The 26296-nt window shown below is 72.3% G+C and carries 22 protein-coding genes; 18 read left to right on the forward strand and 4 right to left on the reverse strand.

Features of this window, described 5'->3' with window-relative positions:
* Positions 1-44 precede the first annotated feature (44 nt).
* The 6 genes from ruvB to IE332_RS16340 all read left to right on the forward strand — a co-directional run bounded on the left by ruvB (position 45) and on the right by IE332_RS16340 (position 8051).
* Positions 45-1115 carry a Holliday junction branch migration DNA helicase RuvB gene (gene ruvB / locus IE332_RS16315; protein WP_189916621.1) on the forward strand — a complete coding sequence of 357 codons (1071 nt, stop codon included), beginning with the start codon at positions 45-47 and terminating at the stop codon, positions 1113-1115.
* Positions 1116-1375: 260 nt separating this feature from the next.
* A complete protein-coding gene (yajC, locus tag IE332_RS16320; RefSeq protein ID WP_189916623.1) occupies positions 1376-1783 on the forward strand; it encodes a preprotein translocase subunit YajC in 408 nt (135 codons plus the stop codon).
* Positions 1784-1932: 149 nt separating this feature from the next.
* A complete protein-coding gene (secD, locus tag IE332_RS16325) occupies positions 1933-3774 on the forward strand; it encodes a protein translocase subunit SecD (RefSeq protein ID WP_229928645.1) in 1842 nt (613 codons plus the stop codon).
* 4 nt (positions 3775-3778) lie between these two features.
* Positions 3779-4867: a protein translocase subunit SecF gene (secF, locus tag IE332_RS16330; RefSeq protein ID WP_189916625.1), complete on the forward strand. Its 1089-nt coding sequence runs from the start codon at positions 3779-3781 to the stop codon at positions 4865-4867.
* Positions 4868-4894: 27 nt separating this feature from the next.
* Positions 4895-5446 (forward strand): adenine phosphoribosyltransferase, encoded by a 552-nt coding sequence (locus tag IE332_RS16335; protein WP_097238690.1) that lies wholly within the window; start codon positions 4895-4897, stop codon positions 5444-5446.
* A 169-nt stretch (positions 5447-5615) separates the two neighbouring features.
* On the forward strand, positions 5616-8051 hold the full coding sequence (locus IE332_RS16340) for a RelA/SpoT family protein (protein ID WP_189916627.1): 2436 nt from the start codon (positions 5616-5618) through the stop codon (positions 8049-8051).
* An 83-nt stretch (positions 8052-8134) separates the two neighbouring features.
* Here the strand turns inward: IE332_RS16340 and IE332_RS16345 are convergent, their stop codons facing one another.
* Together IE332_RS16345 and IE332_RS16350 are read right to left on the reverse strand one after the other, a co-directional pair.
* Positions 8135-9364, reverse strand: coding sequence for a DUF349 domain-containing protein (locus IE332_RS16345; RefSeq protein WP_189916629.1), 1230 nt, complete (start codon positions 9362-9364; stop codon positions 8135-8137).
* Positions 9365-9628: 264 nt separating this feature from the next.
* Positions 9629-10474 (reverse strand): peptidylprolyl isomerase, encoded by an 846-nt coding sequence (locus IE332_RS16350; protein WP_189916631.1) that lies wholly within the window; start codon positions 10472-10474, stop codon positions 9629-9631.
* A 233-nt stretch (positions 10475-10707) separates the two neighbouring features.
* Here IE332_RS16350 and IE332_RS16355 point away from each other — a divergent pair, with 233 nt between their 5' ends.
* The 8 genes from IE332_RS16355 to rpsD all read left to right on the forward strand — a co-directional run bounded on the left by IE332_RS16355 (position 10708) and on the right by rpsD (position 19219).
* Positions 10708-11415 carry an MBL fold metallo-hydrolase gene (locus IE332_RS16355; RefSeq protein WP_189916633.1) on the forward strand — a complete coding sequence of 236 codons (708 nt, stop codon included), beginning with the start codon at positions 10708-10710 and terminating at the stop codon, positions 11413-11415.
* Positions 11416-11426: 11 nt separating this feature from the next.
* Complete coding sequence (gene hisS, locus IE332_RS16360) at positions 11427-12689, forward strand: histidine--tRNA ligase (protein WP_189916635.1); 1263 nt, start codon at positions 11427-11429, stop codon at positions 12687-12689.
* On the forward strand, positions 12686-14476 hold the full coding sequence (gene aspS / locus IE332_RS16365; RefSeq protein WP_189916637.1) for an aspartate--tRNA ligase: 1791 nt from the start codon (positions 12686-12688) through the stop codon (positions 14474-14476). The genes hisS and aspS overlap by 4 nt, the downstream gene beginning before the upstream one ends.
* Before the next feature lie 97 nt (positions 14477-14573).
* Positions 14574-15080 carry a GNAT family N-acetyltransferase gene (locus tag IE332_RS16370; protein ID WP_189916643.1) on the forward strand — a complete coding sequence of 169 codons (507 nt, stop codon included), beginning with the start codon at positions 14574-14576 and terminating at the stop codon, positions 15078-15080.
* A 170-nt stretch (positions 15081-15250) separates the two neighbouring features.
* Entirely contained in the window at positions 15251-16069 is an 819-nt protein-coding gene (ppk2, locus tag IE332_RS16375; RefSeq protein WP_189916649.1) for a polyphosphate kinase 2, read from the forward strand.
* A 134-nt stretch (positions 16070-16203) separates the two neighbouring features.
* Positions 16204-16821 carry a hypothetical protein gene (locus IE332_RS16380; RefSeq protein ID WP_189916652.1) on the forward strand — a complete coding sequence of 206 codons (618 nt, stop codon included), beginning with the start codon at positions 16204-16206 and terminating at the stop codon, positions 16819-16821.
* Between the two features lie 32 nt (positions 16822-16853).
* Positions 16854-18284, forward strand: a complete 1431-nt coding sequence (locus tag IE332_RS16385) for a replication-associated recombination protein A (RefSeq protein WP_229928647.1) — start codon at positions 16854-16856, stop codon at positions 18282-18284.
* 320 nt (positions 18285-18604) lie between these two features.
* Positions 18605-19219 carry a 30S ribosomal protein S4 gene (rpsD, locus tag IE332_RS16390; RefSeq protein WP_063346792.1) on the forward strand — a complete coding sequence of 205 codons (615 nt, stop codon included), beginning with the start codon at positions 18605-18607 and terminating at the stop codon, positions 19217-19219.
* A 99-nt stretch (positions 19220-19318) separates the two neighbouring features.
* Here rpsD and IE332_RS16395 read toward each other — a convergent pair whose 3' ends face one another.
* Entirely contained in the window at positions 19319-19645 is a 327-nt protein-coding gene (locus IE332_RS16395) for a tetratricopeptide repeat protein (RefSeq protein WP_189916654.1), read from the reverse strand.
* Positions 19646-19726: 81 nt separating this feature from the next.
* Positions 19727-21955, reverse strand: a complete 2229-nt coding sequence (locus IE332_RS16400; RefSeq protein ID WP_189916656.1) for an ATP-binding protein — start codon at positions 21953-21955, stop codon at positions 19727-19729.
* 220 nt (positions 21956-22175) lie between these two features.
* On the opposite strand from IE332_RS16400, the gene IE332_RS16405 reads away from it, so the two are divergent.
* From IE332_RS16405 to ruvX, 4 genes are read left to right on the forward strand one after another with little or no spacing between them, the layout of a single operon-like run.
* A complete protein-coding gene (locus IE332_RS16405; RefSeq protein WP_189916658.1) occupies positions 22176-22655 on the forward strand; it encodes a DUF948 domain-containing protein in 480 nt (159 codons plus the stop codon).
* Between the two features lie 5 nt (positions 22656-22660).
* Positions 22661-23080: a DUF6167 family protein gene (locus tag IE332_RS16410; RefSeq protein ID WP_189916660.1), complete on the forward strand. Its 420-nt coding sequence runs from the start codon at positions 22661-22663 to the stop codon at positions 23078-23080.
* Positions 23080-25749 carry an alanine--tRNA ligase gene (gene alaS, locus IE332_RS16415; RefSeq protein ID WP_189916662.1) on the forward strand — a complete coding sequence of 890 codons (2670 nt, stop codon included), beginning with the start codon at positions 23080-23082 and terminating at the stop codon, positions 25747-25749. Before IE332_RS16410 ends, alaS begins: the two co-directional genes overlap by 1 nt.
* Positions 25749-26234, forward strand: a complete 486-nt coding sequence (gene ruvX, locus IE332_RS16420; RefSeq protein WP_189916664.1) for a Holliday junction resolvase RuvX — start codon at positions 25749-25751, stop codon at positions 26232-26234. The genes alaS and ruvX overlap by 1 nt, the downstream gene beginning before the upstream one ends.
* Positions 26235-26296 lie beyond the last annotated feature (62 nt).

The raw sequence follows: 26296 nt of genomic DNA on the forward strand, positions 1-26296 counted from the left end.
GATCTGTCCGTTTGTCGACTCTGAGGACTCGGGAGCCCGCAACGATGTACGACTCGGAACCCGCCGACCGGCTGGTGACGGCCGCCGCCGACGGTGAGGACCAGGCGGTGGAGGCGGCGCTGCGCCCCAAGCTGCTGGACGAGTTCATCGGCCAGGAGCGGGTGCGCGAGCAGCTGTCCCTGGTGCTCCAGGCCGCCCGCAAGCGCGGCAGCGCGCCCGACCACGTGCTGCTGAGCGGTCCGCCCGGGCTGGGCAAGACCACCCTGTCCATGATCATCGCGGCCGAGCTGGGCGCCCCGATCCGGATCACCTCCGGCCCGGCCATCCAGCACGCGGGCGACCTCGCGGCGATCCTCTCCTCGCTGACCGAGGGGGAGGTGCTCTTCCTCGACGAGATCCACCGGATGTCCCGGCCCGCCGAGGAGATGCTCTACATGGCGATGGAGGACTTCCGGGTCGACGTGATCGTCGGCAAGGGGCCGGGCGCCACCGCCATCCCGCTGGAGCTGCCGCCCTTCACGCTCGTCGGCGCCACCACCCGGGCCGGCCTGCTGCCGCCGCCGCTGCGCGACCGCTTCGGCTTCACCGGCCACATGGAGTTCTATGCCCCGGCCGAGCTGCAGCGGGTGGTGCACCGCTCGGCCGCGCTGCTGGACGTGGAGATAGACCCGGCCGGTGCCGCCGAGATCGCCGGGCGTTCGCGCGGCACCCCGCGGATCGCCAACCGGCTGCTGCGGCGGGTCCGCGACTACGCGCAGGTCCGGCACGACGGCCTGGTCGACGCCGAGATCGCGGCCCAGGCGCTGGCCGTCTACGAGGTGGACGCCCGCGGCCTGGACCGGCTGGACCGCGCGGTGCTGGACGCGCTGCTGCGGCTGTTCGGCGGCGGGCCGGTCGGTTTGTCGACACTGGCCGTCGCGGTGGGCGAGGAGTCCGAGACGGTCGAGGAGGTGGCCGAGCCCTTCCTGGTCCGCGAGGGACTGCTCGCCCGGACCCCGCGCGGCCGGATCGCCACCGCCGCGGCCTGGCAGCACCTCGGCCTGACCCCGCCGGTCCAGACCGCCCGGGGCACAGTTCCGCCCCAGCCGGAGCTGTTCCCGGCCGACGAAGGTTGACCGCCATCGGCTGAACGGGTGAGACGGGGCCGTACGTTCCCGCCCGGTGCGGTCGGCGCACGGCATGGGGGAGCCGGGAAGGGAGCCCGGGGAAACTGTGCAGGCGGAGGGTCGCCACTTTCGGCGGCAGGATGCGATGCTTGGCGTTGTCCGATCAGTTCGGGGTTGCATAGACTCCGCCGGACCGCCCCTCTCACCTGACGGGCCGACCCATACCACACAGGCCGCCGGCCGGCGGCCCGTAAAGGACCCTGGCTGCAGTGAACCTCATCATCCTTCTCCTCCCGATCATCGCGATCGTGCTCATGTTCCGGTCGCAGAAGAAGCGCCAGCAGCAGCAGCAGAGCATGCAGACCTCGCTGGAGCCCGGGGCGGGAGTGCGCACCATCGGCGGTCTGTATGCCCAGGTGAAGGCGGTCAATGACGAGACCGTCGAGCTGGAGATCGCGCCCGGCGTGGTCACCCACTTCACCAAGAGCGCGATCGCGGCCGTCCTGGACCCCCAGGAGTACGACGCGATCATCAACGGTCGCCCCGCCGACGACGAGCTCCCCGAGCCGGAGGCCGAGGACGCCGACGCCGAGCCGGTCGAGGACAAGCCGCTGACGCTCACCAAGGACAGCGCCGCGAAGGGCGACGTCGAGGGCGGGGCTCCCGCGAGCAAGTAGTACGGACGGGCAACCCGCCCGGCCGCGCGGCAACAGTTGCCGCGAGCCCACAGGACCTCAGGGCCGCAGCACCGCCGGACCCCTGTCCCGCCACGAGCCGGACGGGGGTCCGGTCGGGGAAGTGGCATGGACAGGGAGAAACGAGCAAGGTGGCAACACCCAAGTCGCGCCCGCGCGACGGCTACCCAGGGCGGGCGCTGGCCCTCATCCTGGTCGTCACCGTCGGACTGGTCGCCCTCATGTTCGGGACGGGCAACACCAAGCCCCGGCTCGGGATCGACCTCGCCGGTGGCACCAGCATCACGCTGACCGCGAAGTCGACCGACCCCAAGGCGATCAACAAGTCCAACATGGACATCGCTACCGGGATCATCGAGCGCCGCGTCAACGGCATGGGTGTCTCCGAGGCGGAGGTCCAGACCCAGGGCGACAACACGATCATCGTGAACATCCCCAAGGGCGGCGACCGGCAGAACGCGGCGGACCAGGTCGGTACCACCGCCCAGCTGTTCTTCCGCCCGGTCCTGGCCGTGGCCCCCAGCGGCGTCACCGCCCCGGCTCCCACCGGCACCCCGTCCGCGGGCGCCACCGGCACCCCGTCGGCGACCCCGTCGGCCGGTGCCACTCCGTCGGCCACCGCCGGCGCCTCCGCGCCCGGCTCGCCGTCCGCGTCCGCGAGCGCCACCAAGCAGGGCCGCACCGTCGGTGAGGCGCTGGCCGCCGAGGGCACCAGCCCGTCGCCCGCCGCCACCGGCGCGAGCACGGCCCCGTCCGCCGCCGCCACCGGCAGCGCCGCCCCGGCCGCCACCGGCGCCCCGAGCGCCCCGGCGACCCCGCCGGCCGCCGCCGACCTCAGCGCCGCGATGACCCAGGGCACCGTCCCGCCGGAGCTGGCCGCCGCGTTCGCCGCGGTCGACTGCTCCAAGCCCGAGGTCCGCGCCGCCCAGACCGGTCCCGAGGACAAGGCCGTCATCGCCTGCTCCCAGAAGCCCGAGAACGGCTACTACGAGAAGCTGGCGCTCGGCCCGGTGGCCGTGAAGGGCAAGGACGTCTCCAAGGCCCAGCCCAGCCTCGACACCCAGACCGGCGCCGGCTGGCAGGTCCAGCTGCAGTTCAACGGCACCGGCACCGACGCCTTCGCCAAGGTCACCGGCCAGCTGGCCACCCAGGCCCCGCCGACCAACCAGTTCGCCATCGTGCTGGACAACCAGGTCGTCTCGCACCCGCAGGTCAACGGCTCGATCCCGGGCGGCAGCGCGGTCATCACCGGTCGCTTCACCCAGACCGAGGCGCAGGACCTGTCCAACGTGCTGGGCTACGGCGCCCTGCCGCTGGAGTTCGCCAAGAGCGACATCACCACCGTCTCCCCGGCGCTCGGCAGCGACCAGCTCAAGGCCGGCCTGGTCGCCGGCCTGATCGGCATGGTGCTGGTCGTCGCCTACTCGCTGATCTACTACCGCGGCCTCGGCCTGGTCTCGATCGCCGGTCTGATCGTCTCGGCGATCATGACCTACTCGATCATGAGCCTGCTCGGCGGCGGGATCGGCTTCGCGCTGAACCTGCCCGCGGTCTGCGGCGCGATCGTCGCGATCGGCATCACCGCGGACTCCTTCATCGTGTACTTCGAGCGCATCCGCGACGAGGTCCGCGAGGGCGCCCCGCTGCGCCCGGCGGTCCAGCGGGCCTGGCCGCGCGCCCGGCGCACCATCCTGGTCTCGGACTTCGTGTCCTTCCTCTGTGCCGCCGTGCTCTACGTGGTCTCGGTCGGCAAGGTCCAGGGCTTCGCGTTCACCCTGGGTCTGACCACGGCGCTCGACGTCGTGGTGATCTTCCTCTTCACCAAGCCGCTGATCACGCTGCTGGCCCGCCGGAAGTTCTTCCTCAACGGTCACCCGTGGTCCGGCCTGGACCCGAAGCGGCTGGGCGCCCGCCCGCCGCTGCGCAGCAGCCGTCGTCGTAACCCCTCCTCTGCCGCCGTGAAGGAGGCCTGACACCGTGTCGCGCTTCTCCAACCTGGGACACCGGCTCTACCAGGGCGAGGTCAGCTTCGACTTCGTCGGCCGCCGCAAGCTCTGGTACTCCATCTCCGGCGTGATCGTGCTGGTCGCGGCGATCGGCCTTGCCATGGGCCTGCACCTGGGCATCGAGTTCAAGGGCGGCTCGGTCTACACCGTGGCCAAGCCCGGCCTGACCGTCTCGCAGGCGCAGGAGAAGGCCGACCAGGTCGTCTCCTCGCACCCGCTGGTGCAGTCCACCGACAACGGCAAGATCCGCATCCAGGTCAGCACCGAGGAGCCGAAGAGCTCGGACGAGGTGCGCTCGCAGCTCGCCGAGAAGATCGGCGTTCCGCTGGACACCGTCGAGGCCCAGGTGATCGGCCCCAGCTGGGGCAAGCAGATCTCCAGCAAGGCCCTCACGGGTCTGATCATCTTCATGATCCTGGTGACGGTCTACCTGGCGATCGCCTTCGAGTGGCGGATGGCGGTGGCCGCCCTGGTCGCCCTCATCCACGACCTCCTGATCACCATCGGGGTCTACGCCCTGGTGGGCTTCGAGGTCACCCCCGGTACGGTGATCGGCTTCCTGACGATCCTCGGGTACTCGCTCTACGACACGGTCGTCGTCTTCGACACCGTGAAGGAGAACACCAAGGGGCTCACCAAGCAGAACAAGCTCACCTACAGCGAGGCGGCCAACGCGGGCCTCAACCAGACCCTGGTGCGCTCGCTCAACACCACCGTGGTGGCGCTGCTGCCGGTCGCCGCGCTGCTGTTCATCGGTGGCGGCATCCTGGGCGCCGGCACCCTGAACGACATCTCGCTCGCGCTCTTCATCGGCCTCGCGGCCGGTGCCTACTCCTCGATCTGCGTCGCCACCCCGCTGCTGGCGCAGCTCAAGGAGGAGCAGCCGGAGATGAAGGCGCTGCGCAAGCGGGTCCTGCAGCACCGGGCCGCCGCCGACAAGGTCGAGGACGCGGTCGCCGGTGACGAGCTCGCGGACGAGGGCCAGCCCGCGGGTATGGTCGGTCAGCGTGGCCGTGCGGCCGGCACCCGTGCCAAGGGCCGTCCGTCCACCAAGCGCTGACCCGTACCACGACCCCGAGGACTCACCGTGACCACCGCCGACATCGCCCTGGCCGAGCTGCTGAACAGCCGGATCCGGGACGTTCCGGACTACCCGAAGCCGGGCGTGCTGTTCAAGGACATCGCGCCGCTGCTCGCCGACGCCGAGGCCTTCGGCGCCCTGACCCGGGCGCTGGCGGACCGGGCGAAGGAGCTCGGGGCGACCAAGGTGGTGGGCCTGGAGGCGCGCGGCTTCGTGCTGGCGGCTCCGGCGGCCTTCGCGGCCGGGCTCGGCTTCGTGCCGATCCGCAAGCAGGGCAAGCTGCCCGGCGAGGTGTTCCGCCGCTCGTACGAGCTGGAGTACGGCTCGGCGACGCTGGAGGTGCAGTGCGACGCCTTCGCGCCCGGTGAGCGGGTGCTGGTGGTGGACGACGTGCTGGCCACCGGCGGGACGATCGGGGCCTCGCTGGACCTGGTCAAGGAGGCCGGCGCCGAGCTGGCCGGCGTCGTGGTGCTGATGGAGCTGGGCTTCCTGGACGGCCGCGAGCGGCTGGCCGGGCACCTGGCCGGCGCTCCGCTGGAGACGCTGGTCACGGTCTGAGGCACCTGCGCGGAGGGCGGCGGTCGGAGCATCCGACCGCCGCCCTTCCGTTTGCGGCCCGGCCGGATGAACGCCGGGGCGCCGGGCTCGGTACCATGAAGATTCATCCCCTCCCGGTCGGGTCCTCCCGTTCGGACCGCGGCAGGGGCCGGCCCGGTGCCCCGAGGAGTTGTCCTTGCCCGACGAGGTTGTGCCCACGGCCGCAGCGGCCGCCCCCGAAGACCGTCCCGCGCCCTCGGGGGCCACCCCGGCACGTCCGGCGCCGACCTCCTCGCGTTCGCTCGCCCCGTCCGGCCGGGGCTCCACCGGTGGCATGCGCGCCCGCCTGGCCCGCCTCGGCGGCCAGCGCTCCAGCGTGCTCAACCCCGTCCTGGAGCCGCTGTTCCGCTCGATCCGGGCGAACGACCCCAAGGCCGACCCGGCGCTGCTGCGCGACATCGAGAAGGCGTACGCGGTCGCCGAGAAGTGGCACCGGGGGCAGAAGCGCAAGAGCGGCGACCCGTACATCACCCACCCGCTGGCCGTCGCGACGATCCTCGCCGAGCTCGGCATGGACGCCCCGACGCTGATGGCCGGGCTGCTGCACGACACCGTCGAGGACACCGACTACGGCCTGGAGACCCTGCGCAAGGACTTCGGCGACTCGGTGGCCCTGCTGGTGGACGGCGTCACCAAGCTGGACCGGGTCAAGTTCGGCGAGGCCGCGCAGGCCGAGACCGTCCGCAAGATGGTCGTCGCGATGGCCAAGGACCCGCGGGTCCTGGTGATCAAGCTGGCCGACCGCCTGCACAACATGCGCACGATGCGCTACCTCAAGCGGGAGAAGCAGGAGAAGAAGGCCCGCGAGACGCTGGAGATCTACGCCCCGCTGGCGCACCGGCTGGGCATGAACACCATCAAGTGGGAGCTGGAGGACCTCGCCTTCGCGATCCTCTACCCCAAGATGTACGACGAGATCGTCCGGCTGGTCGCCGAGCGCGCCCCCAAGCGGGACGAGTACCTGGCGACCGTCATCGACCAGGTCCAGACGGACCTGCGCGGCGCCCGGATCACCGCCTCCGTCACCGGCCGGCCGAAGCACTACTACTCGGTCTACCAGAAGATGATCGTCCGGGGCCGGGACTTCGCCGAGATCTACGACCTGGTGGGCATCCGGGTCCTGGTCGACACCGTCCGCGACTGCTACGCGGCGCTGGGCACCATCCACGCGCGGTGGAACCCGGTGCCGGGGCGGTTCAAGGACTACATCGCGATGCCCAAGTTCAACATGTACCAGTCGCTGCACACGACGGTGATCGGCCCCGGCGGCAAGCCCGTCGAGCTCCAGATCCGCACCTTCGACATGCACCGGCGGGCCGAGTACGGCATCGCCGCGCACTGGAAGTACAAGCAGCGCGCGGTGGCCGGGGCGTCCAAGGTCCGCACCGACACCCCGACCCAGACCCGCAAGGACGACAAGGCCGGCGCCGTCAACGAGATGGCCTGGCTGCGGCAGCTGCTGGACTGGCAGAAGGAGACCGCCGACCCGGGCGAGTTCCTGGAGTCGCTCCGCTTCGACCTGGCCAGCAACGAGGTCTTCGTCTTCACCCCCAAGGGTGACGTGATAGCCCTGCCGGCCGGCGCGACCCCGGTCGACTTCGCCTTCGCGGTGCACACCGAGGTCGGCTACCGGACGATAGGCGCCCGGGTGAACGGGCGGCTGGTGCCGCTGGAGTCGACCCTGGAGAACGGCGACGCCGTCGAGGTGTTCACCTCCAAGGCGGAGAACGCCGGTCCGTCCCGGGACTGGCTGGGCTTCGTCAAGTCGCCGCGCGCCCGCAACAAGATCCGCGCCTGGTTCTCCAAGGAGCGCCGCGAGGAGGCGATCGAGCACGGCAAGGAGGCGATCGTCCGGGCGATGCGCAAGCAGGGCCTGCCGATCCAGCGGATCCTGACCGGCGACTCGCTGGTCACCCTGGCCCACGAGATGCGCTACCCCGACATCTCCTCGCTCTACGCCGCGATCGGCGAGGGCCACGTCGCCGCGCAGAACATCGTGCAGAAGCTGGTCCAGGCGCTCGGCGGCGAGGAGGGCGCGACCGAGGACCTGGCGGAGACCGCCACCCCGACGCACGACAACCGCCGTGCGGTGCGCCGCCGGGCCAAGGGCGACCCGGGCGTGATCGTCAAGGGCGTCGAGGACGTCTGGGTCAAGCTCTCCCGCTGCTGCACCCCGGTGCCGGGCGACCCGATCGTCGGCTTCGTGACCCGCGGCAACGGCGTCTCGGTGCACCGCGCCGACTGCGTCAACGTGGAGGCGCTGAGCCAGCAGCCGGAACGCATGATCGACGTCGAGTGGGCGGCCACCCAGTCCTCGGTCTTCCTGGTGGCCATCCAGGTCGAGGCGCTGGACCGCTCCCGGCTGCTCTCCGACGTCACCCGGGTGCTCTCCGACCAGCACGTCAACATCCTGTCGGCGGCGGTGCAGACCTCCCGCGACCGGGTGGCGATGAGCCGGTTCACCTTCGAGATGGGCGACCCGAAGCACCTCGGCCACGTGCTCAAGGCGGTGCGCGGCGTCGAGGGCGTGTACGACGTCTACCGCGTCACCTCCGCGCGGAAGTGACGACGGTCTGACGGCGCGTCCGTACGGCGAAGGCCCCCGGGGAGCTCCCCGGGGGCCTTCGCCGTACGGACGGTTCGGCGGGATCAGCCGCTGAACTCCTCCTGGCTCTTGTGCGCCTGCTCCAGCAGGGTCTGCACGCCGGCCAGCTCGGACTCGAGCTTGGCCGTCCGGGAGGCGTTGCCGGCCGCGCGGGCCTTGTCCAGGTCGGCCTGGATCTTGTCGGCCTTGGCCTGGAAGAGCCCGACCATGCCGGCCGCGCGGGCCTTGGCCTCGGGGTTGGAGCGCTTCCACTCGCTCTCCTCGGCCTCGCGGATGGCCCGCTCGACCGTGTTCAGCCGGCCGTCCAGCTTCGGACGGACCTCGCGCGGCACGTGCCCGATCGCCTCCCAGCGCTCGTTGACCTCGCGCAGCGCGGCCTTGGCGGCCTTCAGGTCGGTGATCGGCAGGATCGCCTCGGCCTCGGCGGCCAGCGCCTCCTTGAGCTTCTGGTTCTCCACCTGCTCGGCGTCGCGCTCGCTGAACACCGCGGAGCGGGCCTGGAAGAAGACGTCCTGCGCGCCGCGGAACCGCGCCCACAGCTCGTCCTCGATGTCCCGCTGGGCGCGGCCGGCGCCCTTCCACCGCGCCATCAGGTCGCGGTAGGCGGCCGCGGTGGTGCCCCAGTCCGTGGACGAGGACAGCGTCTCGGCCTCGGCGACCAGCGCCTCCTTGGTCTGCCGGGCCTTGTCGCGCTCGGCGTCCAGGGTGGCGAAGTGCGCCTTGCGGTGCTTGGAGAAGACCGAGCGGGCGTGCGAGAAGCGGTGCCACAGCTCGTCGTCGCTCTTGCGGTCCAGGCGGGGCAGGCCCTTCCAGGTGTCCACCAGGGCGCGCAGCCGGTCCCCGGCCTCCCGCCACTGGGTGGACTCGGCGAGCTGCTCGGCCTCGGTGACCAGGGCCTCCTTGGCCGCGCGGGCCTCGTCCTGCGCCTTGGCGCGGGCGGCCTTGCGCTCCTCGCGCCGACTCTCGATCTCGCCGGCGAGCGTGTCCAGCCGCTTGGCCAGGGCCTCCAGGTCACCGACCGCGTGCCCCTCGACCACCTGCGCGCGCAGGTGCTCCAGCGCGGTCTGGGCGTCCTTGGCGGCCAGGTCGGTGGTGCGCACCCGCTTCTCCAGCAGGCCGATCTCCACCTCGATGCCCTGGTACTTGCGCTCGAAGTAGGCGAGGGCCTCCTCGGGCGAGCCGGCCTGCCAGGAACCCACGACGCGTTCGCCGTCGGCCGTCCTGACGTAGACCGTGCCCTGCTCGTCCACACGGCCCCACGGGTCGCTGCTCATAGCGCGTCCTCCACATGACGTCGCGCCCACGCCGGGGCGGCGCGCGACCGTCGTCCACAGTTGATGTGCGGCGGACCGATGAGTCCGCCGTCCCCGTCCGCCCTGCCCTGCTGCCGAGGGTGACGGCTGGGCGGATCCGGGCACCCTATACAACGCCAACATAGGCGACCAGGCCCGGTGCTGTCCGCATCCGGGCCGGGCGATTTCGGCCCGGGGCCGGGCGAGCGCGCCGCGCGGGACGGCTGCCGACGGCCCCGGGATCGGTCAACCCTTCGACACCGTAACGGAGTTGAAGGTCACGTCGGCCATCGGGTGGCCGTCCGGGGAGCCCTCCAGGGTGCCGGCCGCGGCGATCTTCTGCACCACGTCCAGGCCGCCGGTGATCTTGCCGAAGGGGGTGTACTTCGGCGGCAGCTTGGTGTCCTTGTAGACCAGGAAGAACTGGCTGCCGTTCGTGCCGGGGCCGGAGTTGGCCATCGCCACGGTGCCCGCCGGGTAGGTCGCGCCGTCCAGGTTCTCGTCCGCGAACTTGTAGCCCGGGTCGCCGGTGCCGCCCGGGACGGTCGCGCTGGCGGTCGGGTCACCGCACTGCAGCACGAAGATGCCGTCGGTGGTGAGGCGGTGGCACTTGGTGTGGTCGAAGTACTGCTCGCCGGCCAGGAAGGAGAACGAGTTCACCGTGTGCGGGGCCTTGGCCGCGTCCAGCGCGATCGTCACCTTGCCGCAGTTGGTGTCCAGCGCCATCGTGTACGCCGAGCCCGGCTCGATCGACATGGCCGGCTCGGCCTGCCACTTCTTGCCGTTGGGGGCGCCCGGCGCCGGAGCGGCGCAGCCCTCGACCGGCTTGCGGGTCGGGGTCGTCGGCTCGGCGGCCTTGGTCGGCGCGGCCTGCGGGCTGTTCGCCGCGGACGCGCTCTTGTCCTTGTCGTCCGAGCTGAACGCGCCGGTGGCGATCAGGGTGCCACCGCCGGCCAGGACCACCACGGCCAGCGCGGCGCCCAGGATCGTGGTGCGACGCTTACGGGCGGCCTCGGCCTCGGCCCGGCGCTCCATCTGGCGATCGTACTTCTCGCGGGCGAGCTGCCGCCGCCGCTGTTCGCTGCTGACCACCGGCCGTGTCTCCTACGGATGTGCGGGGAAAGTGGAGGGGATTCCGGAGCGGATCATCGCATCCCTCGGCGGCCAAGTGTAGGGACCGGGCCCGTAAGGACGCGGTGAACCTGTCAGACGGCCGCGTCCGGGCGCCGATCTGGTTCGCAACCGGAGGCGCACCGCCGGTAGGCTGCCCTTACACCACTTGACTTCCATCCTCGTCGCCACCGACCGCATCACGAAGGACGCGCGTGTTCATCGCCGGATTCCCCGCTGGAGCCTGGGGCACCAACTGCTACCTGGTCGCTCCGGCGGCGGGCGAGGAGTGCGTCATCGTCGACCCCGGCCACCAGGCCGCCCGCGGCGTCGAGGAACTGGTCCGCGAGCACCGGCTCAAGCCCGTCGCCGTGCTGCTCACCCACGGCCACATCGACCACGTGGCCTCGGTGGTCCCGGTCTGCGGCGCCCGCGGCGTCCCGGCCTGGATCCACCCCGAGGACCGGTACATGATGGCCGACCCGGAGAAGGCGCTCGGCCGCTCCCTGGGCACCCAGCTGATGGGCGAGCTCACCGTCGGCGAGCCCGACGACGTGCGCGAACTCACCGACGGCAGCGTGCTGGAGCTGGCCGGCCTGCGACTGACCGTGGACCACGCCCCGGGCCATACCGGGGGGTCGGTGACCTTCCGGACGCCCGGTGCCGAGGACCTCCCCCCGGTGCTGTTCTCGGGCGACCTGCTGTTCGCCGGCTCCATCGGGCGTACCGACCTCCCGGGCGGGGATAGCGAGGCGATCATGACGTCGCTGGCCCGGGTGTGCCTGCCCCTCGACGACTCCACCGTGGTCCTCTCCGGCCACGGCGGTCAGACCACCATCGGCCGCGAGCGCGCCACCAACCCCTACCTCCGACAGGCAGCGGGGGCGGTCGGCGCCCCGGACTTCCCTCGACGAGGAATGTGACGGAAGAGAAGTTGAACACCTTCACCGCCCCCAAGGGCACCTACGACCTGCTGCCCCCCAGCTCCGCGACGTTCCTGGCGATCCGCGAGCGCATCGCCGCGCCCGCCCGCCGGGCCGGCTACGGCTACATCGAGACCCCGGTCTTCGAGGACGTGAAGCTGTTCTCCCGCGGTGTCGGCGAGTCCACCGACATCGTCAGCAAGGAGATGTACACCCTCACCACCAAGGGTGGCGACGAGCTCGCGCTGCGCCCGGAGGGCACCGCCTCGGTGCTGCGGGCCGCGCTCCAGGCGAACCTGCACAAGCAGGGCAACCTGCCGGTCAAGCTCTGGTACTCCGGCTCGTACTACCGCTACGAGCGCGCCCAGAAGGGCCGCTACCGCCAGTTCTCCCAGGTCGGCGCCGAGGCGATCGGCGCCGAGGACCCGGCGCTGGACGCCGAGCTGATCATCCTGGCCGACGACGCCTTCCGCGGGCTCGGCCTGCGGAACTACTCGCTGCTGCTCAACAGCCTCGGCGACAAGCAGTGCCGCCCGGTGTACCGCGCGGCGCTGATCGACTTCCTCTCCGGCCTCGACCTGGACGAGGAGACCCGCCGCCGCGCCGAGATCAACCCGCTGCGGGTGCTGGACGACAAGCGCGAGTCGGTGCAGGCCCAGCTCGCCGACGCCCCGATGCTCCGCGACTACCTGTGCGAGGAGTGCAAGGCGTACGACGAGAAGGTCCGCGAGCTGCTCACCGCCAACGGCGTCGCCTTCGTCGACGACCCGAAGCTGGTCCGCGGCCTGGACTACTACACCCGCACCACCTTCGAGTTCGTGCACAACGGCCTCGGCGCGCAGTCCGCGATCGGCGGCGGCGGCCGCTACGACGGCCTGTCCGAGATGATCGGCGGCCCGGCGCTGCCCTCCGTCGGCTGGGCGCTCGGCGTGGACCGCACCTACCTGGCCCTGGAGGCCGAGGGCGTCGCCCTCGATCTGCCGGCCGCCACCTCCGTGTACGCCGTCGCGCTCGGCGAGGAGGCCAAGAACACCCTGTTCGCCAAGGTGGTCGAGCTGCGCCGGGCCGGCGTCGCCACCGACCTCGCCTTCGGCGTCAAGAGCATCAAGAACGCCATGAAGTCCGCCGACCGGTCCGGCGCCCGCTTCGCCCTGATCGCCGGGGACCGGGACCTCGCCGAGGGCGTCGTCCAGCTCAAGGACATGAGCACCGGCGAGCAGAACCCCGTCGCCCTCGACGCACTCGTCACCACCCTGAAGGAGAAGCAGCTGTGATCCGCACGCACGACGCGGGCACGCTCCGCCCGGAGCACGCAGACACCACCGTCACCCTGGCCGGCTGGGTCGCCCGCCGCCGCGACCACGGCGGCGTGGCCTTCATCGACCTGCGCGACGCCTCCGGCACCGTGCAGATCGTGGTCCGCGACCTCGACTCGGTGCACGGCCTGCGCGCCGAGTACTGCGTCAAGGTCGTCGGCGACGTCCGCGTCCGCCCCGAGGGCAACGAGAACCCGGACATCCCGACCGGTGCCGTCGAGGTCGTGGTCAGCGCGATCGAGGTGCTCTCCGAGGCCGCCCCGCTGCCCTTCCCGGTCGCCGAGTACGAGCCGGGCACGGTCAACGAGGAGGTCCGGCTGCGCTACCGCTACCTGGACCTGCGCCGTGAGGGCCCGGCCAAGGGCCTGCGCCTGCGCTCCAAGGTCAACAACATCATCCGCCGGGTGATGGAGGAGAACGACTACCTCGACATCGAGACGCCGTACCTCACCCGCTCCACCCCCGAGGGCGCCCGCGACTTCCTCGTCCCGGTCCGCCTGCAGCCCGGCCACTGGTACGCGCTGCCGCAGTCGCCCCAGCTGTTCAAGCAGCTGCTGATGGTGGCCGGCATGGAGCGCTACTACCAGATCGCCCGCTGCTTCCGCGACGAGGACTTCCGCGCCGACCGGCAGCCGGAGTTCACCCAGCTGGACATCGAGGCCTCCTTCGTCGACCAGGAGGACATCCTGGCCCTCGGCGAGAAGATCGTCGGCTCGATCTGGCGCGACGTGCACGGCTACGAGATCCCGAACCCGCTGCCCCGGATGACCTACGCGGACGCCATGGGCCGCTACGGCTCCGACAAGCCGGACGTCCGCTTCGGCCAGGAACTCACCGACCTCACCGAGTACTTCAAGGGCACCGAGTTCCGCGTCTTCCAGGCCCCGTACGTCGGCGCGGTGGTCATGCCCGGCGGTGCCTCGCAGCCGCGCAAGCAGCTGGACGCCTGGCAGGACTGGGCCAAGGCGCGCGGCGCCAAGGGCCTCGCCTACGTGCTCATCGACGCCGAGACGGGCGAGCTGCGCGGCCCGGTCGCCAAGAACCTCTCCGCCGAGCACCTGGCCGGCCTGGCCGCCGCCGCCGGCGCCAAGAACGGCGACGCGGTCTTCTTCGCGGCCGGCAAGGAGCGCGCCTCGCAGGAGCTGCTCGGCGCCGCCCGTCTGGAGATCGGCAAGCGCTGCGAGCTGATCGACGAGTCCCAGTGGGCCTTCCTCTGGGTCGTCGACTTCCCGATGTTCGAGCCGATCGAGGACGACAAGGGCCAGTTCCAGGGCTGGCACGCGGTGCACCACCCGTTCACCGCCCCGACCGCGGAGTCGCTGGACACCTTCGACACCGACCCCGGCTCGGCGCTGTCCAACGCGTACGACCTGGTCCTCAACGGCTCGGAGCTGGGCGGCGGTTCGATCCGTATCCACCAGCGCGACGTGCAGAAGCGGGCGTTCGACGCGATCGGCCTCTCCGAGGAGGAGGCGGCCTCGCAGTTCGGCTTCCTGCTGGACGCCTTCAACTACGGCCCGCCGCCGCACGGTGGCGTCGCCTTCGGCCTGGACCGGATCGTCACCCTGCTCGGCGGGTACGACACCATCCGCGACGTCATCGCCTTCCCGAAGACGTCCACCGGTGGCGACCCGCTGACCGGTGCGCCGACCCCGATCACCCCGGCGCAGCGCCGCGAGGCCGGCGTGGACGCCCAGCCCAAGGTCCGCGAGGACGCCAAGGCCGAGGCTCAGCCCAAGTCCTGACGAAGCGTCACATCCGCTAACCTGCAACGGCCCCGGACGGTCCACCCACCGTCCGGGGCCGGTCCACAACGGTGTGCGACACAGGGAGGGTTGACTCATGCGGGTCGCAACGAGAATCGAATGTCCGGAGGACGCCCCGGCGACCAGACGCGTCCACATGGCCGCGTTCCCCGGGCCGGACGAGGCGGACCTGGTGGACGCGCTGCGGCGCGATCCCGCCTGGCTGCCCGGGCTGTCCGTGGTCGCGGTCGACGCGACCGGGCTGGTCGTCGGGCACGCGCTGCTGACCCGGCTGCGGGTCGGGGACGGCCAGGCGCTGGCGCTCGCGCCGGTCGCGGTGGCGCCCGAGTGGCAGCGCCGGGGCGTCGGCGAGCTCGTCGTCCGGGCCGCGCTGGCGGCGGCCGAGGACGCGGGGGAGAAGCTCGTGGTCGTCCTCGGCGATCCGGAGTACTACGGCCGGTTCGGCTTCACGCCGGCCGGGGGCCACGAGGTCGTCGGCCCGTTCGAGGTGCCGGAGCCCTACTTCCAGGCGCTGCCGCTGGCGTCGTACGACGGCGGCCCGCGCGGGCTCTGCCGCTACCCCGAGCCCTTCGTCTCCGTTTAGGGCGTGCCCTGCCCGCTGGGCCCGCTGCCGTGACCTCCCGGCCGGGCCCGCCCGTCCCGACGCGTTCCGGGCTCCCCGTCCCTGTCCGGTCCGCCGCACCGACCTGCGAATCCGCGGCCCTGGGCCTACGGTGAGTGTGCATCAGCAGCAGTCGGACGGAGGACCAGAGGGTGGCCGAGGAGCAGCGGACCGCGAAGCCGGGGCGACTGGCGAAGAAGCCGTACGAGCGGGAGCTGCTGCGGCTGCAGCAGGAGCTGGTGAAGCTCCAGGAGTGGGTGCGGGTCGAGGGCGCCCGGGTGGTGGTGGTCTTCGAGGGACGTGACGCCGCGGGCAAGGGCGGAGCGATCAAGCGGGTGACGGAGTACCTGAACCCGCGCATCGCCCGGGTCGCGGCGCTGCCCACGCCGACCGAGCGGCAGAAGACCCAGTGGTACTTCCAGCGGTACGTCGAGCACCTGCCGGCGGCCGGGGAGATCGTGCTGTTCGACCGCAGCTGGTACAACCGGGCCGGCGTCGAGCGGGTGATGGGCTTCTGCACCGACGAGGAGTACTGGCAGTTCCTGCACCAGTGCCCGACCTTCGAGCGGATGCTGATCGAGGCGGGCATCGTGCTGCGCAAGTACTGGTTCTCGGTGAGCGACACCGAGCAGGAACGGCGCTTCCGGGACCGGCTGGAATCCCCGATGAAGCGCTGGAAGCTCTCCCCGATGGACGTCGAGTCGATCACCCGCTGGGAGGACTACTCGCGGGCCAAGGACGAGATGTTCATCCACACCGACATCCCCGAGTCGCCCTGGCACGTGGTGGAGAGCGACGACAAGCGCCGGGCCCGGATCAACATGATCGCCCACCTGCTCTCCACCGTGGAGTACCACGAGATCAAGGCGCGGCAGATCGAGCTGCCGCCCCGGCCGGCCTCGCGCGGCTACCAGCGGCCACCGCGCGACCTGCAGAAGTACGTCCCGGACCACGCCGCCAAGCTCGACTAGCGGGTGCCCCCGGGCCGTCGCCCGAACGGACCCGTGGCGTTGCCGGTGCCCGGGCCGGGCCGTGCGATGGACGTGGCCACACCCGGCGCGGGCGTCCGACGCGCGGCGCCCGCCGGACGTCAGGAGACCCGCCCATGTTCGTGCGCACCGGCTACTTCACCGGCGACCCGGCCCGCCTCGGCAGAGCCCTCGACGGGCTGAGCGCCGAAGCCGTCGGCCTGCTCTCCGCCGAGCCCGGCTACCGGGGCTTCGGGCTCTTCGCCAACCGCGAGCTGGGGATCATCACGATGGGCTCCTGGTGGGAGAGCGCCCAGGCCGAACGGGACAGCGACGCCAAGCTGGGCGGGCGGCGCGCCGAGCTGGTGGCGCCCTTCGCCGGGACGGTGGCCGTCGACGTCTGGGAGGCCGCGGCGTTCGCGCCGCCCCGGGAGGGCGGGCCGGGCGCCGGCTTCCGGCTGGTCCGGGCCGAGTTCGACCCCGCCGCGGCCGACCGGCTGGTCGGGATCTTCCGGGAGCAGGCCCTGCCCGCCCTGGAGCGGATGGACGGCTTCGTCGGCGGCGCCCTGCTGATCCAGCGGGACCGGGGGCGGGGCTCGGTGGGCGCGATCTTCAGCGACCGGGCCGCACTGGCGGCCTCCCGCGGTCCGCAGGCCGAGGCGCGGGCCAAGGTGACCGCCGCGGCGGGCGTGACGGTGCGCTCCGTGGAGGAGTTCGAGGTGGTCGTCCTGGACCGCCGCCCGCCGCAGGGCTGAGCCCTGTCACCGCCCTCGCATAGGCTTCCGGTGTGGACGAACCGGACCTCTTCACCGCCGCCGCCGAGGAACGCCAGGCCAAGGAGCCCGGCCGGGCGCCCCTGGCCGTACGGATGCGCCCGCGCACCCTGGACGAGGTGGCCGGGCAGCGGCAGCTGCTGAAGCCCGGCTCGCCCCTGCGACGGCTGGTCACGGGCTCGCGGGGGCCGGCCGCCACCAGCTCGGTGATCCTCTGGGGGCCGCCCGGCACCGGCAAGACCACCCTGGCGCACGTGATCAGCCAGGCCGTCGAGGGGCGCTTCGTCGAGCTGTCCGCGATCACCGCCGGGGTCAAGGAGGTCCGGGCGGTGATCGACGGCGCCCGGCGGGCGGTCGGGATGTCCGGCCGGGAGACGGTGCTCTTCCTCGACGAGATCCACCGCTTCTCCAAGGCCCAGCAGGACTCGCTGCTGCCGGCCGTGGAGAACCGCTGGGTCACCCTGATCGCGGCGACCACCGAGAACCCGTACTTCTCGGTGATCTCCCCGCTGCTGTCCCGCTCGCTGCTGCTCACCCTGGAGTCGCTGACCGACGAGGACGTCCGGGCGCTGCTGCGCCGGGCGGTGGCCGACGAGCGCGGCCTGGAGGGCGCGCTGGAGCTGACCGGGGAGGCCGAGGACCACCTGGTGCGGCTGGCCGGCGGCGACGCCCGGCGGGCGCTCACCACGCTGGAGGCGGCGGCCGGGGCGGCGCTGGAGAAGGGCGAGCCGGCCATCACGCTGGCCACCACCGAGACGGCCGTCAACCAGGCGGCGGTGCGCTACGACAAGGACGGCGACCAGCACTACGACGTGGCGAGCGCGCTGATCAAGTCGATCCGCGGCAGCGACGTGGACGCCACCCTGCACTACCTGGCCCGGATGATCGAGGCGGGGGAGGACCCGCGGTTCATCGCCCGACGGCTGATGATCTCGGCCAGCGAGGACGTCGGCCTGGCGGACCCGACGGCGCTGCAGACGGCGGTGGCGGCCGCGCAGGCGGTGGCGCTGATCGGCTTCCCGGAGGCGCGGATCATCCTCTCCCAGGCGGCGATCGCGCTGGCCCTGGCGCCCAAGTCCAACGCGGCCTACCTGGCGATCGACGCGGCGCTGGCGGACGTCCGGCAGGGCCTGGCGGGCGCGGTGCCGGCCCATCTGCGGGACGCGCACTACGGCGGCGCGGGCAAGCTCGGCCACGGCAAGGGCTACCAGTACCCGCACGACCTGCCGGAGGGCATCGCCGCCCAGCAGTACGCGCCGGACGCGGTGCACGGCCGGGAGTACTACCAGCCGACCAGGCGCGGCGGCGAGGCCCGGTATGCGGACGTCGTGGACTGGACCCGGGGGCGGCTGCGCGGGGAGCGGCGGAGCGAGAAGCGGGCGGAGAAGAAGGCGGAGACGGCGGAGAAGGCGGCCGAGCGGAGCCCCGGGGAAAAGGGCGAGTGATCGGCGGCTATACTCGATCGGAGTGCCATGTCCCGGGACGGCGGCGGGGGAGACCCCACCGACCGGCCGCACCAGCGGGACACCGGCCGTAGGCCCCTTCCGAGGGGCCCGCACCAGGAGCGTCGCGCACCGTTTCGGTGTCGCGTGCAGCCCGCCAGCCTCGGTTCGGTGGGCCACACGTGTGACAAGCACTCTCGTGCCCGGCTCCGGAGAGCGGCTGATCCCATCGCGCAGGCGGCGGGGTTTTCTCCGGGTCGCGACGTGCGACCTCCGTCAACACCTGGTGAAAGCCGTATTCGTAAGCAAGGAAGGTTTGGTTCATGGCGAACCAGAAGCGTCCCAAGGTCAAGATCGCGCGTGCGCTCGGCGTGCCGCTGACCCCGAAGTCCGTCAAGTACTTCGAGGCCCGCCCGTACCCGCCCGGCCAGCACGGCCGTGGTCGCAAGCAGAACTCGGACTACAAGGTCCGTCTGCTCGAGAAGCAGCGTCTGCGCGCTCAGTACGACCTGAGCGAGAAGCAGATGGCGCGCGCGTTCGACCGCGCGAAGAAGGCCGAGGGCAAGACCGGTGAGGCGCTCGTCGCCGAGCTGGAGACCCGTCTGGACTCCCTGGTCCTGCGTTCGGGCATCGCCCGCACCATCTACCAGGCCCGCCAGATGGTCGTCCACGGCCACATCGAGGTCAACGGTGGCAAGGTCAACAAGCCGTCGTACCAGATGAAGCCGGGCTTCGTGGTGACCGTCCGCGAGCGCAGCAAGGAGAAGGTCCCCTTCCAGGTCGCCCGTGAGGGTGGCTACGCGGGTGAGGGCCAGACCCCGAAGTACCTCGAGGTCAACCTGAAGGCCCTGGCCTTCCGCCTGGACCGTGCGCCGCAGCGCAAGGAGGTCCCGGTGATCTGTGACGAGCAGCTGGTCGTCGAGTACTACTCGCGCTGACCCGCGTCCGCTCTTCGCGAGACCGCGAACGAGCCCCCGTCGCCTTTCGAGGCGGCGGGGGCTCGTCCGTTTCTCCGGCCGTTCCGGTCCGGGCGGAGCTCAGAGGTTCTCGCCGGTCATCGCGGCGGCCAGCCGCAGGTGCGGCCGGGCCTCCTCGGCGCGGCCCTGGCGCTCCAGGGTGCGGCCGAGCATCAGCCGGGCGTAGTCCTCGGCCGGGTCGGCCTCCAGGATCCGGTTCAACTCGGCCTCGGCGCGGCGGAGTTGGGCGGAGTGGAAGTAGCTGCGGGCGAGCATCAGCCGGACGGAGAGGTTGGCCGGCTCCTCGGCCAGCACGCCTTCGAGCAGGCGGGCGGCATCGGTGTACGCCTTGGAGTCGAAGTAGAACATCGCCATGCGGTACTCGTCGGCGGTGTTGTGGACGGCCATGGTGCTCCTTCCGGGTGGATCCTTGCCTCCTCAAGCAACGGGCAAGTTTCAACTATTCCGGGGCACCCGCTCCGGTCCGCCTCAGCTGTGGCGGACCGCCGCGGCCGCCGGTGCGGGCGGCGCCGGACAGGGCCCCGGGCCCGGCTCCGGGTCCTCCGCCGAGCCCCCGCCGTCGAGCGCCCGGCAGACCGCCGCGTCCACGTCCAGCCGGGCGCCGGCCTCGTAGCACTCCTCGTACTCCCGCTCGCCGAGCCCGGCCCGGGCCCGCTCGGCGCACTGCTGGTGGGTGCCGAAGAAGCTCCGCGAGCCCAGGAACGGGGTGCCGACCGTGCGCCAGATCCGGTGCGCGGCGCCCTGCAGCACCCGGGCCTCGCGCAGGTTGCCCGGCTCGCCCGGGCCGCTCGGCTCGGTCTCCAGCAGTGCCAGCAGGTCGATGCCCAGCACGATGCCGAGCAGGTCGTGGAAGAGGTGGTTCAGCCGGACGCACTCCCGGGCCAGCACCCGGGCCGGCTGGACGGCGCCGTCCAGCCAGTGCGAGTAGGCCGTCGCGTACAGCACGTACGCGTACGCCCACTGCTCGCCGTGCTCCTCGCACAGCTCGCGGGCCTGGCCGAACCAGAGCTCGCCGCTGTCCAGGTCGCCCTGGAACAGGTAGGCCAGGCCCAGTTCGAGCATGGCCATCACCACGTTGCTGTTGAGCTCGCCGATGGTCCGGTAGTGCCAGAGCGCCTCCTCGAACAGCTCGGCGGCACGCTCCGGGTCGTCGCCGATCAGGGCGACGCAGCCCTGGCGGTGGACGGCGTAGGCGAGGGCCCGGTCGTCGCCGGTGTCCAGGGCCTGGCGGCGGCACTCCTCCAGGGCCGGCCGGGCGGCCCCCAGGTCCCCCTGGAGGGTGGCCATGTAGCCGGTCACCCAGAGCGCCTTGGCGCGGGCCTCGGTCGGTTCGCGGTCCAGGGCGAGCGCGCGGTCCAGCCAGTGCCGGCCCTCGCCGAGGTGGCCGCAGCCGACCCAGTAGAACCAGAGGGTGCCGGCCAGCAGCAGGGCGATCTGCTCCTCGCCCGGCTCGGCGAGGCAGAACTCCAGGGCCGCGCGCAGGTTGGTGTGGGCCAGTTCGGTGCGCTCGGCGGTCTCGGCCTGCCGGGGGCCGAACCACTCGACCTCGCCCCAGGTGGCGACGCCCAGGTACCAGTCCCGGTGGCGGCGCAGCAGCCGCTGCTCCTCGCCGGCGGCGCGCAGCCAGTGGCCGCCGTACTCGCGCAGGGTGTCCAGCAGCCGGAAGCGGACGCCGAAGGCGCTGTCCTCGCGCAGCACCACGGACTTGGCGACCAGCTCGTCCAGCAGGTCCAGCACGTCCTCGGACTCGATGCCGCCGCCGGCGCAGACGTACTCGGCGGCCTCCAGGTCGAAGCTGCCGGCGAAGACCGACAGGCGGGCCCAGAGTAAACGTTCCTGCACCGTGCAGAGCTCATGACTCCAGCCGATCGTCGTCCGCAGCGTCTGGTGCCGCGGCAGGGCCGTCCGGGACCCGCCGGTGAGCAGCCGGAAGCGGTCGTCCAGCCGGGCGGTGATCTGCTCCACCGACAGCGCCCGCAGCCGTCCGGCGGCCAGCTCCACGGCCAGCGGGATGCCGTCCAGCCGGCGGCAGAGCAGGCCGACCGCCTCCGCGTTGGCCTCCGTCACCTCGAAGGACGGCAGCACCGCCCGGGCCCGGTCGGCGAACAGCCGCACCGCGTCCGGCAGCGCGCCTGCGGGCACCGGACCGTCCGGCGCCGGATCGACCGGCAGCGGCGCCAGGGTCAGCAGGTGCTCGCCCGAGGCCCGCAGGGCGGCGCGGCTGGTGGCCAGCAGCCGCAGGCCGGGCAGCGCCCGCAGCAGCGCGTCGGCCAGCTCGGCGCAGGCCTCCACCAGGTGCTCGCAGCCGTCCAGCACCAGCAGCAGGCGCCGGCCGGCCAGCCGCTCGGTCAGGACGTCCAGCGGCGGACGGGCGGTGCCGTCGGTCAGCCGCAGGGCCTCCAGCAGGGCGTGGCCGAGCAGCAGCGGGTCCTGCACCGGGGCCACGTCCACCAGCCAGGTGCCGTCCGGGAACCCCTCGCCCGCCCGGGCCGCCGCGCGCAGCGCCAGCCGGCTCTTGCCCACCCCGCCCGGGCCGGTCACCGTCACCAGCCGGGCGGCGGCCAGCAGCTCCGCCAGCGCGGCCAGTTCCCGCTGCCGCCCGACGAAGCCCGTCACCTCGGCCGGCAGCCGGCCGTGCTCCGGTTCGGGTGGGTCCGCCTCGGGCTCCCCGGGCTGTGCTGTCCAGTCGCCGGCCAAGCGCTGCTCCCGCCGTTCCAGGCCGGACCGTCGCGGTCCGGACGTGCTCGGGCCGTACGCGCGACGGCCTGCCTGGCAGAACGAGGTGACCGGCCGGTAGGTTACGCCCGCGGTTCGCACACCCGGTCGGATCGCCCGCGCCGACGACCCGGTCCGGAAACGGCGCGTGGGCGCGATAGGGTTCCGTCTGGAGAACTGCAAGGTGAGGGAGCGCGCAAAGGTGTCCGTGGGAGAGCTGGCCGGATTGCTCGTCGCCGTGTTCTGGGCGGTCCTGGTCACCCTGCTCGCCGTCGTGCTGGTCCGCCTCTCCCGGGTGCTGAAGGAAGCCACCGTCCTGGTCTCCGCGGTCACCGAACAGGCCGTGCCGCTGCTGGCCGACGCGGGCACCGCGGTGCGCAGCGCCAACGAGCAGCTGGAGCGGGTGGACGAGATCACCGCCAACGTGCAGGACGCCGCCGCCAACGCCAACGCGCTCTCCTCCACCGTGGCCGCCACCCTGGGCGGACCGCTGGTGAAGGTCGCGGCCTTCAGCTACGGCGTCCGCAAGGCCGTCGCCAAGCAGCAGGGCGGCCTGCCGTCCGTACCGCTGCAGACCGGCGAGCGCGAGGAACTGGCCCGGCTGATCCGGGCCGAGGTGCGCGCCGCGACCGCGCCCAGGGGCGGTTTCCTCTCCAGGGTCCGGCGAGCGGTGAGGGGCTGACGGGCATGGCACGCATCTTCTGGATGGCGGTCGGTGCCGGCGCCGCCGTGTGGGCCATGAACAAGGCCAACGGCGCCGTGCAGAAGCTCACCCCGGACAGCCTCTCCGGCACCGCCGCGCGCGGTGCGCTGCACCTGGGCGACCTCGCCAAGCAGTTCGCCCAGGACGTGAAGGCCGGCATGGCCGAGCGCGAGGAGCAGCTCAAGGACGACCTCGGGCTGCACGGCACCGCCGTGGTGGAGCCGCGGCAGCGCCGGGTGCTCAGGGGAGAGCCCCAGTACCGAGCTATCTCGGCGGCGCCCGGCAGCCCGGCCGCCGCCCTGCCCCCCGCCCGCAGTGCCCGCACCACCCCCAGGACCACTGAAGAAACGCCCCGCCGCGCCCTGCCGCAGCGGGGCGGCACCCCGAACCGGAAGGACCAATAATGGAGTCGGCTGAGATCCGCCGCCGCTGGCTGCGCTTCTTCGAGGAGCGCGGCCACACCGTCGTTCCGTCGGCGTCCCTGGTCGCCGACGACCCCACCCTGCTGCTCGTCAACGCCGGCATGGTGCCGTTCAAGCCCTACTTCCTGGGCGAGGTCAAGCCGCAGTTCTCGCGCGCCACCAGCGTCCAGAAGTGCGTGCGCACCCTGGACATCGAGGAGGTCGGGAAGACCACCCGGCACGGCTCCTTCTTCCAGATGTGCGGCAACTTCTCCTTCGGCGACTACTTCAAGGAAGGAGCCATCAAGTTCGCGTGGGAGCTGCTCACCACGCCCGTCGCGGACGGTGGCTACGGCCTGGAGAAGGAGAAGCTCTGGATCACCGTCTACAAGGACGACGACGAGGCCGAGCTGATCTGGCGTGACGTCATCGGCGTCCCCTCCGAGCGCATCCAGCGCCTCGGCATGAAGGACAACTTCTGGTCGATGGGCGTCCCCGGCCCGTGCGGCCCGTGCTCGGAGATCAACTACGACCGCGGCCCCGCGTACGGCGAGGAGGGCGGCCCGGCCGTCAACGGCGAGCGCTACCTGGAGATCTGGAACCTGGTCTTCATGCAGTACGAGCGCGGCCACGGCGACGGGAAGGACGGCTTCGAGATCCTCGGCGACCTGCCGAGCAAGAACATCGACACCGGCCTCGGCCTGGAGCGCCTCGCCGCCATCCTGCAGGGCGTCGACAACCTCTTCGAGATCGACACCAGCCGGATGATCCTCGACCGCGCCGCCGAGCTCACCGGCCACACCTACGGTGCCGACCACAAGGCGGACGTCTCGCTGCGCGTGGTCACCGACCACATCCGCACCGCGCTGATGCTGATCGGCGACGGCGTCACCCCCGGCAACGAGGGCCGCGGCTACGTGCTGCGCCGCATCCTGCGCCGCGCCATCCGCAACATGCGCCTGCTGGGCGCGACCGGAGTGGTGGCCAAGGACCTCACGGACATCGCGATCAAGGCGATGGCGCCGCAGTACCCGGAGCTGGAGACCGAGCGCAAGCGCATCGAGACGGTCGTCGCCGGCGAGGAGGCGGCCTTCCTGCAGACCCTGAAGGCCGGCACCAGCCTGCTGGACACCGCGGTCACCGAGACCAAGCAGGCCGGCGGCGCGGTGCTCTCCGGCGAGCAGGCGTTCAAGCTGCACGACACCTACGGCTTCCCGATCGACCTCACCCTGGAGATGGCCGAGGAGCAGGGCCTCCAGGTCGACGAGGCCGGCTTCCGCCGCCTGATGCAGGAGCAGCGGGACCGGGCCAAGGCGGACGCCAAGGCCAAGAAGATGGGCCACGCCGACGTCGCCGCGTACCGCGAGGTCGCCGACAAGTCCGGCGCGAGCGTCTTCACCGGCTACAACCTGACCGAGGGTGAGGCCACCGTCGTCGGCCTGCTGGTGGACGGCGTCCCGTCGCCGGCCGCCTCCGAGGGCGACGAGGTCGAGCTCATCCTCGACCGCACCCCGTTCTACGCCGAGGGCGGCGGCCAGCTCGCCGACCACGGCCGGATCCGGCTGGAGTCCGGCGCGGTGGTGGAGATCCGCGACGTGCAGCAGCCCGTCCCGGGCGTCATCGTGCACTCGGGCGGCGTGCTGTTCGGCGAGGTCGTGCTGGGCGCCGCGGCGTACGCCACGATCGACACCGAGCGCCGCCGGGCGATCGCCCGCGCCCACTCGGCCACCCACCTGACCCACCAGGCGCTGCGCGACGCGCTCGGCCCGACGGCCGCCCAGGCCGGCTCCGAGAACGCCCCCGGCCGTTTCCGTTTCGACTTCGGCTCGCCCGCCGCCGTCCCGGGCAGTGTGCTGGTCGACGTCGAGCAGAAGATCAACGACGTGCTGGGCCGCGAGCTCGACGTCACCGCCGAGGTCATGACGATGGACCAGGCCCGCAAGGCCGGCGCCATCGCGATGTTCGGTGAGAAGTACGGCGACGAGGTCCGGGTCGTCACCATCGGCGACTTCTCCAAGGAGCTGTGCGGTGGCACCCACGTCGGCAACACCGCCCAGCTGGGCCTGGTGAAGCTGCTCGGCGAGTCCTCGATCGGCTCCGGCGTGCGCCGGGTGGAGGCGCTGGTCGGCGTCGACGCGTACAAGTTCCTGGCCCGTGAGCACACCGTGGTCGCCCAGCTCACCGAGCTGGTCAAGGGCCGCCCGGAGGAGCTGCCGGAGAAGATCTCGGGCATGCTCGCCAAGCTCAAGGACGCCGAGAAGGAGATCGAGCGCTTCCGCGCCGAGAAGGTGCTGGCCGCCGCGGCGGGCCTGGCCGACTCGGCCGAGGACGTGCACGGCATCGCCGTGGTCGCCGCCCAGGTCGCCGACGGCGTGGGCGCCGACGAGCTGCGCAAGCTGGTCCTGGACGTGCGCGGCCGGCTGGGCTCGCGTCCGGCCGTGGTCGCCGCGTTCACGGTGGCCAACGACCGTCCGCTGACCGTGATCGCCACCAACGAGGACGCCCGCGGCCGCGGCATCAAGGCCGGCGAGCTGGTCCGGACCGCCGCCAAGACCCTCGGCGGCGGCGGTGGCGGCAAGGACGACGTCGCCCAGGGCGGCGGCTCCAACGCGGCCGCGGTCGGCGAGGCCATCGCCGCGGTGCGCGGCCTGGTCGCGGAGCGCGCCAGCTGATGGAGCCCGTCCAGGAGGAGCGCCCCTTCCGGCGTGGGCGGCGGATCGCCGTCGACGTCGGTGACGCCCGGATCGGGGTCGCGTCCTGCGACCCCGACGGGGTGCTCGCCACGCCCGTGGAGACCGTGCCGGCGGGGGTGAAGTCGCAGGCCAGGATCGCCGCCATCGTCGAGGAGTACGACGCGGTGGAGGTGATCGTCGGGCTGCCCCGCTCGCTGAGCGGCAAGGAGGGCCCGGCGGCGGAGAAGGTCCGCGCGTACGCGGTGCGGCTGGCCAACCGGCTCTACCCGGTGCCGGTGCGGCTGGTGGACGAGCGGATGTCGACCGTCACCGCGACCCACGGGCTGCGCGCCTCCGGGGTCAAGGCGAAGAAGGGCCGCTCGGTGGTCGACCAGGCCGCCGCGGTGGTGATCCTGCAGACCGCCCTTGAGTCCGAACGGGTGAGCGGACGCCCGCCCGGTGAGAGCGTCGAGGCGGTCGGCTGAGCAGCCTGATCTAACGTCCCGTTGAGGGGTCCGTGCGGACGCGTCCGCACGGACCCCTCTTT

The organism is Kitasatospora xanthocidica, from assembly GCF_014656195.1.
Taxonomy (GTDB): Bacteria; Actinomycetota; Actinomycetes; order Streptomycetales; family Streptomycetaceae; genus Kitasatospora; species Kitasatospora xanthocidica.